Genomic DNA, 12,594 nt, shown 5'->3' on the forward strand with positions numbered 1-12,594 from the left:
ACGGCTCCTCGGGTCAGCACGGGCGCGGGCAGTCCGACAATACCGTCGCCCGGCCACAGGCGCGCTGCGCGGACGAAGGCGGCGGTTTCTGCGAAGTCTCCCGGAAGGACCCGTGAGGGCGGATCGGAGCATCCGCCGTGGTTAGCATGGCCGACAGGGGACACACCGGGGAGGCGGGATAGGCATGCGCGACCACAGCGGCCGAGCGGGACGACTGGCGCCGCTGATCGCGACGGCGGTCGCCGCGACGGTGCTCCTCGGTGGATGCTCCGTCCGACTCCCGGGCCCGTCCGCGTCCCCGCCGGCAGACTCGCCCTCCGACTCGACGCCCCCCGACTCGACGCCGCAGCAGCCGGACGGCGTCGCTGCCGGCGAGGGCCTCGTCTGGGCGGACGAGTTCGACGACTCCTCCGGGCCATCCTCGTCCCGGTGGAAGCGCATGGAGGGGGCTGCGGGCTGGGGCAACGATGAGCTGCAGAACTACACCGACGACGACGACAACTCGTTCGTCGCCGACGGCGTCCTGCACATCGTGGCGAGACTGGAGCCGACCACCGACGCCCTCGGAAACTCCTCCGACTACACCTCCGCCCGGCTCATGACGAAAGACGCGTTCCGCTACGGTCGCGTCGAGGCCCGGATCCAGGTCCCCGCCGGCTCGGGGCTGTGGTCGGCGTTCTGGATGTTCGGCACCTTCGCGCCTGGGACCACCTGGCCCGGCAACGGCGAGCTCGACGTGATGGAGTACGTCAATCTGTCGCGAGAGCTGAACAGTGCTGTCAACGGGGCAACCGACGATGGCTCGCTCTGGAGCTGGGCGAAGGCGCGGGCCGTGGATGCCGACTTCGGCAGAGCATGGCATGTGTATGCCGTGGACTGGACGCCCGATTCGATCACGTACTCGGTCGACGGCCAGGCGCTGGGCACCCTGCCCAAGGACGATCTCGAGCCCGGACAGCGGTGGAGCTTCGACAACCCTGCGCACATCATCATGAACCTCGCCGTCGGAGGCCGCTGGCCGAGCGCCGACATCGACCAGGCGGCGTTCCCCGCCCAGTACCTCGTCGACTACGTGCGCGTCTACGACTCCGAGGTGCACGCGGTGCCCGACTCGTGGCTGCCCGCGCCGCCGCCATAGCGTCGGAACTCGTCGGCCCGATGCTGCTTCGGCGTCAGCGCACGGCGCCCTGTCGGAGGACGCTGATCACGCGGTCCTGCTCGTCGACGGTCATCTGATGGAAGATCGGCAGGATGAGCGTGTTGTCGGTCAGCCGCTCCGTGGTGAGGAGTGAGACCTCGACGGGGGCGTAGGCGGGCTCGAGATGCGTGGCCATGATGCCCCGGCGCGCGGAGATGTCGGCCTCGCCGAGCAGCTGTAGGAGGCCTTCACGATCGAGCGGATAACCCGCCTCGACCTCGACCCAGTAGGACTGGAAGTTCGCCGTACCGTGCGAGGGGTCGGTGACGGCACGGAGACCCTCGATTTCGGCGATCGCCGCCGCATACGTCGCCGCGATCTCACGACGGCGCGCGACGACCTCGTCGAGCCGGCCGAGCTGCACGAGCCCGACCGCCGCCTGCAGGTCGGTCATCCGGTAGTTGAAGCCGATCTCGTCGTACTGCTCCTTGGGCGACACGACGCTGGCGTGCCGCGCAGCCGCCGACACGCTCATCGCGTGCTCGCGAAGCCGCCGCGCACGCTCGGCCCAGTCCGCACGCGAGGTCGTGATCATGCCGCCCTCGCCGGTCGTCAGGATCTTGCGCGGGTGGAAGGACCACGCCGCGATCTCTGCTCCGGCGCCGACGGGACGACCCTTGTAGGTCGATCCCGCTCCGCACGCCGCGTCTTCGACGACGACGATCCCCTGTGGATCGCAGAGCGCACGGATCGCGTCGATGTCGACTGGCACACCGCCCTGGTCAACCGCGATGACCACCCTCGTCCGCGGCGTCAGCACCGCCTCGATCGTCTCGACCGTGACGTTGCCGGTCTGCGCGTCGACGTCGGCGAAGACCGGTCTGGCGCCAACATAGGTCGGCGCGTTCGCCGTGGCGATGAACGAGAACGACGGCACGACGACGTCGTCGCCCTCGGCGACACCGGCGACCTTGAGCGCGAGGTGCAAGGCGGTCGTGCAGTTCGAGACCGCGACCGCATGCTCGGACTGCTGCTTCTCGGCGAACGCCGCTTCGAACTCAGCGACGCGCGGCCCCTGGGCCACCCAGCCCGATTCGATGACGGCCGTCACCGCGGCGACCTCTTCGGCCCCGAGCCAGGGCTTCATGACGTTGATCCGCGTCATGTGCGGCTTCCCTGAAGCGCACGACCGGCCGCGATCTCCTCGCGGAGCGGGCGCCACCATTCGACCAGCTGCCGCAGACCTTCTTCGAGTCCGATCTCGGCGGTGAACCCGAGGTCGGATTCGGCTGCAGACGTGTCCGCGAGGCGGCGCACGACGTCGTTCACCCCGCGGGCCGGACCGAACTCCACGGCGAGGTCGGAATCCATGACCGCGAGGAGTTGGTCGGCGAGCTGCAGCAGGCTGGTCTCGGTGCCGCTGGCGATGTTGTACACCCCCTCGACGACGTCGCTCTGCGCGGCGAGCACGTTCGCCCGCGCGATGTCGACGCTGTAGATGAAGTCCATCGTCTGCAGGCCGTCGCCGAAGATGAGCGGTGGCTGCCCGTCGGCGATGCGCTCCATCCAGCGGACGAGCACCTCGGTGTAGAAGCCGTGCACATCCATTCGCGGGCCGTACACGTTGAAGTACCGCAACAGCACGTAGTCCAGGCCGTACATCGCCCGGAAGCTCTTGGCCATGCCTTCGTTGAACGTCTTCGCGGCGCCGTAGAACGTGTCGTTGTTGTAGGGATGGTGACGCTCGTTCGTGGGGAACGACTCGGCCATGCCGTACACGGATGCAGACGAGGCCGCCACAAGCTTGGCGACGCCGTGCTCGGCCGAGGCCTCCAGCACGTTGAACGTCGCATCCACCATGGTCTCCAGCGCGAGGCGCGGCTCCTCGGCGCATTGCGTGATGCGGATGGCGGCCTGGTGGAACACGACATCCTTGCCCTTCACGACGTCGTGCACGGTGTCGCGGTCCCGGATGTCGCCCTCGATAAGGGTCACTCGTCCCGACGCCAGCGCTCCGTCGAGGTTCGCACGTCGACCTCTCACGAGGTTGTCGAGCACGTCGACATGGGCGACTCCTGCGTCCAGCAGCTGATCGACGAGCGTCGACCCGATCGTGCCCGCTCCCCCGGTGACGAGGACGCTCGCACCTGCCAACTCGGTCATGCGATGATCTCCTTCTGCTCGGCGGCGACCTCCGCCGGAGCACTGTGCGCCTCGAGGCTCCTCGAGGTCGCATCGAGCACCCTGAGGACCCGCAGCGCGGCCCGGCCGTCGGTGCGGGGAGCACGGTCCTCACGGATCGACGCCGCGAACTCGGCGACCATCAGCGACAGGGCCTCGACCTCGGGAAGCGCCGGCACCCAGGTGTCGCCGTAGCGGTACGACACCTGCGCCGCCGCGCGCTCGGCGTCTTCGGTGACCGTGACGAAGTCGATGCCCCGGTCGTAGACGCTCACGCGCTGCGTCGGATTCAGATCGTCCCACACCAGGGTCCGCCGGGTCCCTCCGACGACGAGCTGACGGATCTTCGTCGGGCTCAGCCAGTTCGCGTGCACGTGGGCGACCACGCCCTTGCCGAGGCGCATGATGAGGTAGCCGACGCACGCCTTGCCCAGACCGAGCGGGTCACCGCCGTGCGCGGAGACGGCCTCGGGGCGCAGCCCGTCGGGAAGGATGAAGTCGAGGATCGAGAGGTCGTGCGGCGCGAGGTCCCAGAAGACGTCGACGTCAGGCTGCACGAGCCCGTGGTTGATGCGCACGGAATCGACGAAGGTGATCTCGCCGAGTTCCCCGGCCCGGATGAGCTCGGCGATCTTCAGCACGGCCGGCGTGTAGCAGAACGTGTGGTCGGCCATCAGGACGACACCCGCCTCGGCGGCAGCCGACACCATGCGCTCGCCGCTCTCCACGTTGTCGGCGAGGGGTTTCTCCGTGAGGACGTGCTTGCCCGCGGCGATCGCCGCCAGCGCGATGGCTTCGTGGGTGCGTGCCGGAGTGGCGATCGCGACGGCATCCACTCCCTCGATCGCGAGCGCCTCCTCGATCGAGGCCACGGCGACCGCCGACCGCGTCGTCCACGCCAGCCGTTCGGCCCGGTCGAGTTCGCGATCGCAGACGGCCGCGACGTGCCAGTCCGGGCTGAGGTTGAAGTTGCGGACGAGATTCGGTCCCCAATACCCCGCACCCACGACGACAACGCTCAGCCGACCGTCATCCACGGAGTCCCCTTTGATCGCGTCTCATCGATCCTCCCAGGCGCCATGGTACGGGATGTGATGTTCAGGTAGGGTGCGACGACGGCCCGCCGCCGCGGGATCGCTCCGTGGAGGTGTCGTGTCTGAACTGCCCCAACCCCGCATCGCCGCATCCGCCGACATCGACGCAGATGCGACGCTCGGCTCGGGCACCGTCGTCTGGCATCTGGCGCAGGTCCGTGAGGGGGCGATCCTAGGGGAGGAGTGCATCATCGGGCGCGGCGCCTACGTCGGCCCCGGCACGCGGATCGGCAACCGCTGCAAGGTCCAGAACCACGCTCTGCTGTACGAGCCCGCCGTGCTCGAAGACGGGGTGTTCATCGGCCCGGCGGTCGTCTTCACCAACGACTTCTACCCCCGCGCGGTCAATCCCGACGGCACCCTCAAGAGCGCTCATGATTGGGATGCCGTCGGCGTGACCGTGCGCGAAGGCGCGTCCATCGGGGCCAGAGCGGTCGTCGTCGCTCCGGCCACCATCGGACGCTGGGCGCTCGTCGCCGCCGGCGCCGTGGTGACGAAGGACGTGCCCGACTTCGCATTGATGGCCGGGGTTCCGGCGCGACGCGTCGGCTGGGTCGGACGGGTCGGCGTACCGCTCGCGCGCGAGGGGGCGGAGTGGGTCTGCCCCCGCTCGGGTGAACGCTTCCGCGAGGCGGGCGGAGTTCTGCAGCGGATGGATGCCTGACCGGGTCCGACGAACCGCCATACTAGCGATGTGACTGCCGGCATCCGCCGGGATCACGGTCGGGGCCAGGGGGTGAGCGTGCGCGCAAGGCTGTTGCGGCTCGCCGATGTGACGCCGGCGGAGTGGGTGCGCTGGCAGGCTCTGTCCGACCGCGCAGCCGAGGCCAATCTCGCTTTCGACCCGCGGTTCCTCTCCCACGACCAGGGGGGCGACGGCGAGGACGAGTACCTATTCGTGGTCGCGGAGGAGGACGATCGGTGGTTCGGCGTCCTGCGCGTCTTCGCGATGGAGGCGCTCCCGAGCCTCGGAGTCCCCACCTACGGCACGTGGGATCCGCCGCTGTTCGGTGCCTCTCATCCGCTGCTCGACCGGTCACGGGCGGCAGACGCGCTCGAGGCGATCGCACGAGCCGCGCGTCGAGAGCTGCGCAGCGGCTTCATCCCACTACGGGGATATCCCGCGTCAGGCCCCCTCGCCGACGCACTGCAGACGGTGCGTCGTCGTCGCACGATGGATGCTGTCGTCGTCGCGTCACACGCCGCGGCATGGGTCGACGTCACGGCGGATGCGTCCCTGCCGCCCGGCGAGCCGCGGGAGTTCCCTGCCGATCTCGACCCCGTCTACCGCAGCACGAATACCCGGAGGATGCTCCGCCGCCACGCGCGGCGACTGGCCGAGACGGCGCACGGGCCGCTCGTGCTGCGCGACGCGAGCGATGATCTCGCCGCGATCGACCGCTTCGTTCAGATGCAGGCCTCGGGATGGAAGGGGGACAGCGAGCAGGGCGGCACCGCGGTGGCCCTGGATGCGCGGGGCGAGCGTGTCTTCCGCGAGAAGATCGAGGCCTTCCGTGCGTCCGGGGACCTGATCGTCTTGGAGCTGTGGGCCGCGACGACGTGCGTCTACTCGACCGTGGTGCTCGTCGTCGGCAACGTGGCGATGCCGTTCCTCGATGCCTACCAGCACGAGTTCAGAGACTTCTCGGCGGGCACCCTCGGGCGGACGGCTGTCAACGCGCACCTGAGACGCCTCCAGCGACTGGTCGCCGTGAACCCCGGTATCTACGACTACTACGACGAGGCGGCGAAGACGTACCCCGATCGACGGGAGTTCGTGGACGTCGTGCTCGGCGTGGGCGTCGTCCCCTCTCGTGCGGTGCGGCTGCTCCCTCGCGCTGACACTTCGCCTCGGATGCGCGGCCTGCTGCGCGGGCTGGCACGCGGTGACCGGCTGGGAATGCGCGCCCTGGGAGCCGCCCGGCGTCGGCTCGGTCAGGACCGCTGAGGTGGCGCGCGTGCGGGGGATACTGCTGCGGCTGTCTGACATCACCACGGCGGATGTCGACAACTGGACGGCACTGGCGGAGCGGGCAACGGAGCCGAACGCGGCGCTGGATCCGCGATTCCTCCTCCCGGATCGCAAGATCAGCGGCAACCACCTGCTCGTCGTCGCCGAAGAGGACGGGAAGTGGCTCGGTCTCGTACGGGTCTTCCCCGTCGACCTCGCACCCACCCTTCCGTTGCGGACGTACGGCACGCTCGAACCCGCGGATCTCGGGCCGCCGTTCCCGCTTCTCGATCCCGCACGCGCCTCCGACGCACTCGCGGCGATCGCACGCACCGTGCGGCGACGTCTGCGACGCGGCTACATCGGTCTGCGCGGCTATCCTGCGTCCGGACCTCTCGCCCAGGCTCTGCAGGACGTCAGCAGACGGCCCGCGCTCCATGCGACGGTCGTCGCGTCCCACATCGTGCCGTGGGTGGATGTGCTGCCCGCCCGGGCCGCACCGCATGAGCGGGTGCACCCGGCCGTGACGGACCCCGAGTACCGGAGTGCGAGCACCCGAAAGGAGCTCCGCCGGTACGCTCGACGCCTCGTCGAAGCGGGCGGCGGGCCGCTGACGCTGCACGACGCCAGCGACGATCCCGAAGCGATCGACCGCTTCGTCACGATGCAGGCGTCGGGATGGAAGGGCGACCGGGAGCACGGCGGCTACGCGGTGGCGCTGGACCGGGAGCGCGAGACGGCGTTCCGAGCGAAGACCGAGGCGTTCCGCGAGTCCGGCGACCTGATCGTCCTCGAGATGTGGGCAGGCGATGCGCATGTGTACTCCCACCTGTACGTCGTCTCGGGTGGTGTCGCGATGGGAATCCTCGATGCCTACCAGCACGAGTACGGCGCCTACTCCACGGGCAAGCTCGGCCGCACCGCTGTCACGACGCATATGCGTGGTCTTCAGCGACTGAAGGCGCTGAATCCCGGCCATTTCTACTACGGTGACGACGAGGCGGTGAAGGCGTTCCCCGATCGCCGAGAGTTCGTCGATGTCGTGATCGGCGTCGGCATCGTGCCGTCCTTGCTGTGTCGTCTGCTCCCCCGCACCGAGGCGTCGCTGCGCGCGAGGGCCGCCGTCATGGCGTTCAGCCGAGGGGACGCGCTGATGATGCGGGCGATCGGGACTCTGACACGGAAGCCGCGGCCCACGCCATGACCAACACATGCCGCCCCCGCGCGGGTGTCAGAATATGCCGCGAGGCGCCGCGCCGCGAACAGGGATGCGCGGCGCCATCGACGAGGAGGAATCGATGACGACGGACGCGCTCATCACTTTGGTCGCGGTGATGGTCGGACTGCTGCTTCTCATCGCTCTGGTCGGTGGAACGGTCGTCGCGGTGCTGCTGTGGCGTCGGCAGCGCCGCCGCCATCCGCGTCCGGCACGCACGGCGGCAGGGCGCCAGACACCTGCGACGCCTGCTTCTGCTGCGGGCGCCGCCGCGCCGAGGAGGGAGAGGCGGGCGACGACAGAGCCGGTTCCGAAGGGCGACGTCCCCGCCGACGACCCGCGGATCCTCGCGCTCGGCCTCGAAGCTCCCACCTCGACGGATGCCGTCTTCCGCAACCTCGAGAAGATCAAACCACTGTTGCGAGAAGAGGCCGCCGAGAGCGATCGGATCGCGCGCACCACACCGCTGGCGGGCCGCGCCATGCGCTCGGCCGGTCTCTTCCTCTGGTGCTTCCCGGCCGAACGAGGGGGGTTGGATGCCTCTCATGCCGACCGGCTCGAGGCTGCGGCGCAGGTGGCCCGGATCGACGCGGGGATGTCATGGACGATGGTCATCCTGAGCAGCCACGGCGACTGCGTCGCGTACCTCGACGATGAAGCGTGCGCCACGCTCTATCCGACGGCGGATATTCCGACGGTGTACTCGGCAGTGCCGTTCGCGCGCGCCGTCGAGATCGATGCGCAGACGTACCGGATCGAGCCCGCGCGGTGGCGCCTGGGCAGCGGCGGTTACCACGCCGAGCGCTGGATCGGAGGCGCCAAGGTGTGGGACTCGGCCGGCAACCCGGTGATCGACGAGGCGACCGGCTGGCAGAAGGTCATCGGCGCCTGGCTGCCCGAAGACAAGGTGCGGCAGATCGACGACTGGGACCCGCTCGGCGTGAGGTCATCGGGAAGCTCCTCGTATGAGCTCGTCGAGGCCGTCGACATCCCGCGGACTCACACCTACAACGACACGCGTGACCTCCGCCCCTTCCGGTTCCCCTTCTTCGGGATCGCGATGGGGATCGCCCAGCACCTGGTGGACCTCACCGTCGAGACGCTGCGGAGCCCCCGCGCCGAGCCGGCCGATGCCTACGCGGCAAGCGTGCTGGGCGACGCTCTGGCCTCTCTCGACATGCTCGTGCTCGGTCTGCGCGGGTACGCGTCGTACATCGACGAGGCCCGCGAGGGACGCACGTCCCGTGCCCTGACGGTCGACGAGTCGAACTGGATTCACAGCGGCGGCGTGCCGGTGCGCGACCTCCTGCTGAAGATCCGCGACATCACCGCCGATCTCAGCGGAACACGGTACGTGCCCGCAGGCTCCGAGTTCGCGCGGGCCCTTCGCGACATCGACGTCATCCTCGCCCATGTGCTTTTCCGCCTGACAATCACCCCGGGAAAACGGGAGCGGGTGCAGGGCGTGCTGGCCGGATCCGCTCCGCTGGGCGTGTGGGAGTCCGGGTGGCCGGTGCGCTTCCCGGCCGACGATGATGCCGCTGGATCCGGGGAATGACCGTGCGACAATACGAGACGAATGGGGTGTGGCGCCGTGGGGAGACGCGACGCCTCGAGTGGAGGGGATGCGCGTGACGACCGACCAGCTCTTGCTGCTGCTCGTGACGATGGTCGCGGTGCTGCTGATTCTCGCGATCATCGGGGGCGCGGGACTCGCATACGTCGTCTGGCGGAGGCTTCGCGGTCGATACCGGCCCCGGACCGCCTCCGCCCCGCCCCCTGTGGTCGCTCCTGCCCCCGCCGCGCAGGCGGCGCCGGCCGGCCCGTCGCGCGCGACCGATGAGCCGATTCCCAAGGGCGATGTTCCGGGCGACGATCCACGGATCCTCGCGCTCGGTCTGGAGGCGCCGACCTCGACGGAGGCGGTCTTCCGCAACCTCGACAGGATCAAGCCGCTTCTGCGCGAGGAAGTCGCCGAGAGCGATCGCATCGGCCGGACGACGCCGCTCGCCGGTCGCGCGCTCCGCGCGACCGGGGTCTACCTGTGGACCGTCCCCGCGAGCCGGGGCGGTCTCGACGCGAGCTACGTCGACCGTCTTGAAGCAGTGGCCCAGGTCGGCCGCATCGACGCCGGAATGGCGTGGATCGTGCACTGGCTGAGCGCCCACAGCGAGCTGACGGGACGGCTCGACGAGGAGTCCTTCGCCGAGCTCTATCCGACGATCGACCTCCCGACCGTGTTCTCGGCGACTCCCCCTGCGCGCGCGGTCGAAGTCGACGGCGACACGTACCGCATCGAAGGCGCCAGATGGCGCCTCGGAAGCGGTGGGTATCACGCGGACCGCTGGCTCGCGGGAGCGAACGTCTTCACCGCCTCCGGCGAGCCCGTCATCAACGAGGCGACGGGTGCGCACAAGGCGATCGGTGTCTGGCTGCCGGCGGACAAGCTGCGGCAGATCGACGACTGGAATCCTCTCGGACTCCGCTCCTCCGGCAGCGCTTCGTACGAGCTCACCGGGCCCGTCGACGTGCCGCGTCGCTGGAGTTTCGAGATCACCGGCGACATGAGCGCCTACTTCTTCCCGTTCATGGGCGTGATGCTCGGAGCGGCACAGCACCTGGTTGATCTCACGCTCCAGTTCGTGAGATCGAAGCGGCGTGCGGGCGTGGCCACCGGCTCTCACGATGTCACGGCGCTCGCCGACGCGATGACGTCGCTCGACATGCTCACCCTCGGCCTCCGAGGCTATGCGCAGTACATCGACCGCGTGCGCGCGGAGCGCGGGGGTGTGTTCACCGCTGAGGACGCAGCATGGATCCACAATGTCGGGCTGCCGGTGCGCGAGACGATCATGAAGGTGCGCGACATCACCTCCGACATCTACGGCACGGGGTACGTCGCCGCCGGATCCGAATTCGGGAGGGTTCTGCGCGACATCCAGGTCGGCCTCGCCCACGCGTGGTTCCGCCGCTCCGACGCCCTCGATCTTCGTCTGCGGCACATGACCGTGGTGCTCGACAGCCCTCGCTTCTCCCCGATCTGGGATGGCGGGTGGCCGGTCGAGCTCCGTGCTGACAGCTCATCCCCGTCGTGAGCGCGGGCGGCCCGCTCGATCCGCCGGCCGATGCTGTGCCCCTGGTGAGCGTCGTCGTCGCCACGAATCGAGTGAGCCCGTTTCTCGCGAAGGCGCTCGGCTCTCTTGCAGCCCAGACGTACCCTCGGGTCGAGACGATCGTCGTCGACGACGGTTCCCCCGATCCTTCGGCAGTTCAGACAGCTGTTGCAACGTCGCTGCCGTCCGCGCGAGTGCTGCACCGTCGGCCCGCCGGGGTGTCGGCTGCAAGGAACGCGGGGGCAGCGGCGGCGAACGGAGAGCTGCTCGTCTTCTTCGACGACGACGACCTCTCCCACCCGGGGCGGTTCTCCGCGCAGACCGATCGGCTGATGTCCGAACCAGAGGCGGTCGCCTGCTACTGCGGGATGCGCACCATCGATTCCGACGGTCGGGTGCTCGTCGAGGCTGATCAGACTCCGGTGCGCGATCGACTCGATGTCGCCCGGCGGCGTACGGGGATCCTGCTGGGCAATCTCATGATCCGTCGCGCCGACTTCGAGGCCGTCGGCGGGTTCGACCCCGCGCTGGGCTTCGCAGAGGATCTCGACCTCATCTTGAGCCTCTCGGAGCGGGGTGGGTTCGTCTTCGCACCCGATGCGCTCTTCGACTACCGCCTCCACGGAGCGAACACGACCGCCCGCCACCGTGACCTCACACGTTCGATCGACCGCATCGTGCGCACGCACCTCGACCGCGCCCGGTCCGCCGGCGATCAGCCCCTCGTCGCCGCGCACCGCGAAAGCCTGCGAGCCAACGGCCGTTACGCGTGGTGGGGGGCGCTGCGGCACGCGCGCCTCGAAGCCGGAGCGAGACGCTGGGGCTCGGCCGCCTCCGACGTGCTGTGGGCATTGCGCTTCGCGCCGCTTGCGCCCGCGGACGCAGCCGCCCGACGGATTCGGAGGACGGGCGCCCCACGCTGAATCGTCGGTGCCGGCCGAGAGCCGGGCCGCGGCTCAATCAGCGGCGAAGAACGCTTCGCTCGCCGTCGTCCTCTCGTTCAGCCACCACTCGTAGGACTTGGCGATGTGGCCCAGATCAAGGGCGCGATACCCCGCCCGGTGAAGATCGTAGGCGAGCACCGTCGCCGTCGGGCCGAGGATCGCGATCACCAGGCTGTCCTTCGGCGCCGTGAGCACCCTGCGCAGGATGTCGTCGTACTGCTCGAAGGCGTCCTGCTTCGGCGCCAGCACATGGTCGACGGAGGCGGCGTTGTCGAAGATGTCGTGGGTGAAGCCATCGAAGATGCCGTCGCCATGGATCAGGACGACTCTCTGGCCGTCCCAGATCCGCCGGCATTTCTCGAAGTAGGCGTGTCGATCGAATCCGGGACCGAACGTACCGTGCGCCATCGACACCTCGGTGGCGGCGTACATCCGGTCGGTTCGCAGGTGCGGCTTCAGGATCCGGCGCATGTGGAGCGCCCAGCGCAGGTAGTAGTCCCTCATCCCGTCGGCGAGATCGGGGCTCAGGTCATAGGCGAAACCCGGGATGCCGACGAGCAGATCCGGCTCGTCGGACACGAGCACCTCCGTCAGGCGTCGGCTCAGTTCGGGTCCCGGGGTCTGGAACGTGTCGAACCACCCGTCCATCGTCGACAGGTCTCCTCCACCGAAGCGGGCGATCGACTTTCCATCGATCAGCGCATCCACAGTCTGGTCGACTGTCATGGTCGCGGGCGCCTCGACCATCTGCGTCCGGTAGATGACCGCCTCGAGGGATGCCCGCTGCTCCGCCAGCGCCGCTTCGACGATCGCCTTCACGCTGAACCGCGGACGTATCGCATCGATGAACCGCTGCCGACGCGCTCTGCCGGGAATGAGCTTCGCCAGAGCCAGAAGGATGTAGTACGTCACGGGCGCTCCCCTCGCAATCACAATAGCCAGCCAGCAGGGCTTCTT

General features: G+C 69.1%; 11 protein-coding genes. 7 read left to right on the forward strand and 4 right to left on the reverse strand.

Annotated features, from left to right (window positions below):
• Nucleotides 1-184: 184 nt before the first annotated feature.
• On the forward strand, nucleotides 185-1,138 hold the full coding sequence (locus FB391_RS13945) for a glycoside hydrolase family 16 protein (protein ID WP_141895308.1): 954 nt from the start codon (nucleotides 185-187) through the stop codon (nucleotides 1,136-1,138).
• Nucleotides 1,139-1,172: 34 nt separating this feature from the next.
• Here FB391_RS13945 and FB391_RS13950 read toward each other — a convergent pair whose 3' ends face one another.
• From FB391_RS13950 to FB391_RS13960, 3 genes are read right to left on the reverse strand one after another with little or no spacing between them, the layout of a single operon-like run.
• Nucleotides 1,173-2,303, reverse strand: coding sequence for a DegT/DnrJ/EryC1/StrS family aminotransferase (locus FB391_RS13950; protein ID WP_141895310.1), 1,131 nt, complete (start codon nucleotides 2,301-2,303; stop codon nucleotides 1,173-1,175).
• Entirely contained in the window at nucleotides 2,300-3,301 is a 1,002-nt protein-coding gene (locus FB391_RS13955) for an SDR family NAD(P)-dependent oxidoreductase (RefSeq protein ID WP_141895312.1), read from the reverse strand. Before FB391_RS13955 ends, FB391_RS13950 begins: the two co-directional genes overlap by 4 nt.
• On the reverse strand, nucleotides 3,298-4,356 hold the full coding sequence (locus FB391_RS13960; protein WP_141895313.1) for a Gfo/Idh/MocA family protein: 1,059 nt from the start codon (nucleotides 4,354-4,356) through the stop codon (nucleotides 3,298-3,300). The genes FB391_RS13955 and FB391_RS13960 overlap by 4 nt, the downstream gene beginning before the upstream one ends.
• Before the next feature lie 115 nt (nucleotides 4,357-4,471).
• On the opposite strand from FB391_RS13960, the gene FB391_RS13965 reads away from it, so the two are divergent.
• The 6 genes from FB391_RS13965 (at nucleotide 4,472) to FB391_RS13990 (ending at nucleotide 11,616) form a co-directional block, all read left to right on the forward strand.
• Nucleotides 4,472-5,077 carry an acyltransferase gene (locus FB391_RS13965; RefSeq protein ID WP_246093526.1) on the forward strand — a complete coding sequence of 202 codons (606 nt, stop codon included), beginning with the start codon at nucleotides 4,472-4,474 and terminating at the stop codon, nucleotides 5,075-5,077.
• A 78-nt stretch (nucleotides 5,078-5,155) separates the two neighbouring features.
• Entirely contained in the window at nucleotides 5,156-6,361 is a 1,206-nt protein-coding gene (locus FB391_RS13970; RefSeq protein ID WP_185843092.1) for a GNAT family N-acetyltransferase, read from the forward strand.
• 10 nt (nucleotides 6,362-6,371) lie between these two features.
• A complete protein-coding gene (locus tag FB391_RS13975) occupies nucleotides 6,372-7,568 on the forward strand; it encodes a GNAT family N-acetyltransferase (RefSeq protein ID WP_185843093.1) in 1,197 nt (398 codons plus the stop codon).
• Nucleotides 7,569-7,662: 94 nt separating this feature from the next.
• Nucleotides 7,663-9,138 carry an acyl-CoA dehydrogenase family protein gene (locus FB391_RS13980; RefSeq protein ID WP_141895319.1) on the forward strand — a complete coding sequence of 492 codons (1,476 nt, stop codon included), beginning with the start codon at nucleotides 7,663-7,665 and terminating at the stop codon, nucleotides 9,136-9,138.
• 73 nt (nucleotides 9,139-9,211) lie between these two features.
• Nucleotides 9,212-10,675, forward strand: coding sequence for an acyl-CoA dehydrogenase family protein (locus FB391_RS13985; RefSeq protein ID WP_141895321.1), 1,464 nt, complete (start codon nucleotides 9,212-9,214; stop codon nucleotides 10,673-10,675).
• Nucleotides 10,672-11,616 carry a glycosyltransferase family A protein gene (locus FB391_RS13990; protein ID WP_185843094.1) on the forward strand — a complete coding sequence of 315 codons (945 nt, stop codon included), beginning with the start codon at nucleotides 10,672-10,674 and terminating at the stop codon, nucleotides 11,614-11,616. The genes FB391_RS13985 and FB391_RS13990 overlap by 4 nt, the downstream gene beginning before the upstream one ends.
• 33 nt (nucleotides 11,617-11,649) lie before the next feature.
• Here FB391_RS13990 and FB391_RS13995 read toward each other — a convergent pair whose 3' ends face one another.
• Nucleotides 11,650-12,549: a GT-D fold domain-containing glycosyltransferase gene (locus tag FB391_RS13995; protein ID WP_141895325.1), complete on the reverse strand. Its 900-nt coding sequence runs from the start codon at nucleotides 12,547-12,549 to the stop codon at nucleotides 11,650-11,652.
• Nucleotides 12,550-12,594 lie beyond the last annotated feature (45 nt).

The organism is Microbacterium kyungheense (assembly GCF_006783905.1).
In the GTDB taxonomy this organism is placed as follows: Bacteria; Actinomycetota; Actinomycetes; order Actinomycetales; family Microbacteriaceae; genus Microbacterium; species Microbacterium kyungheense.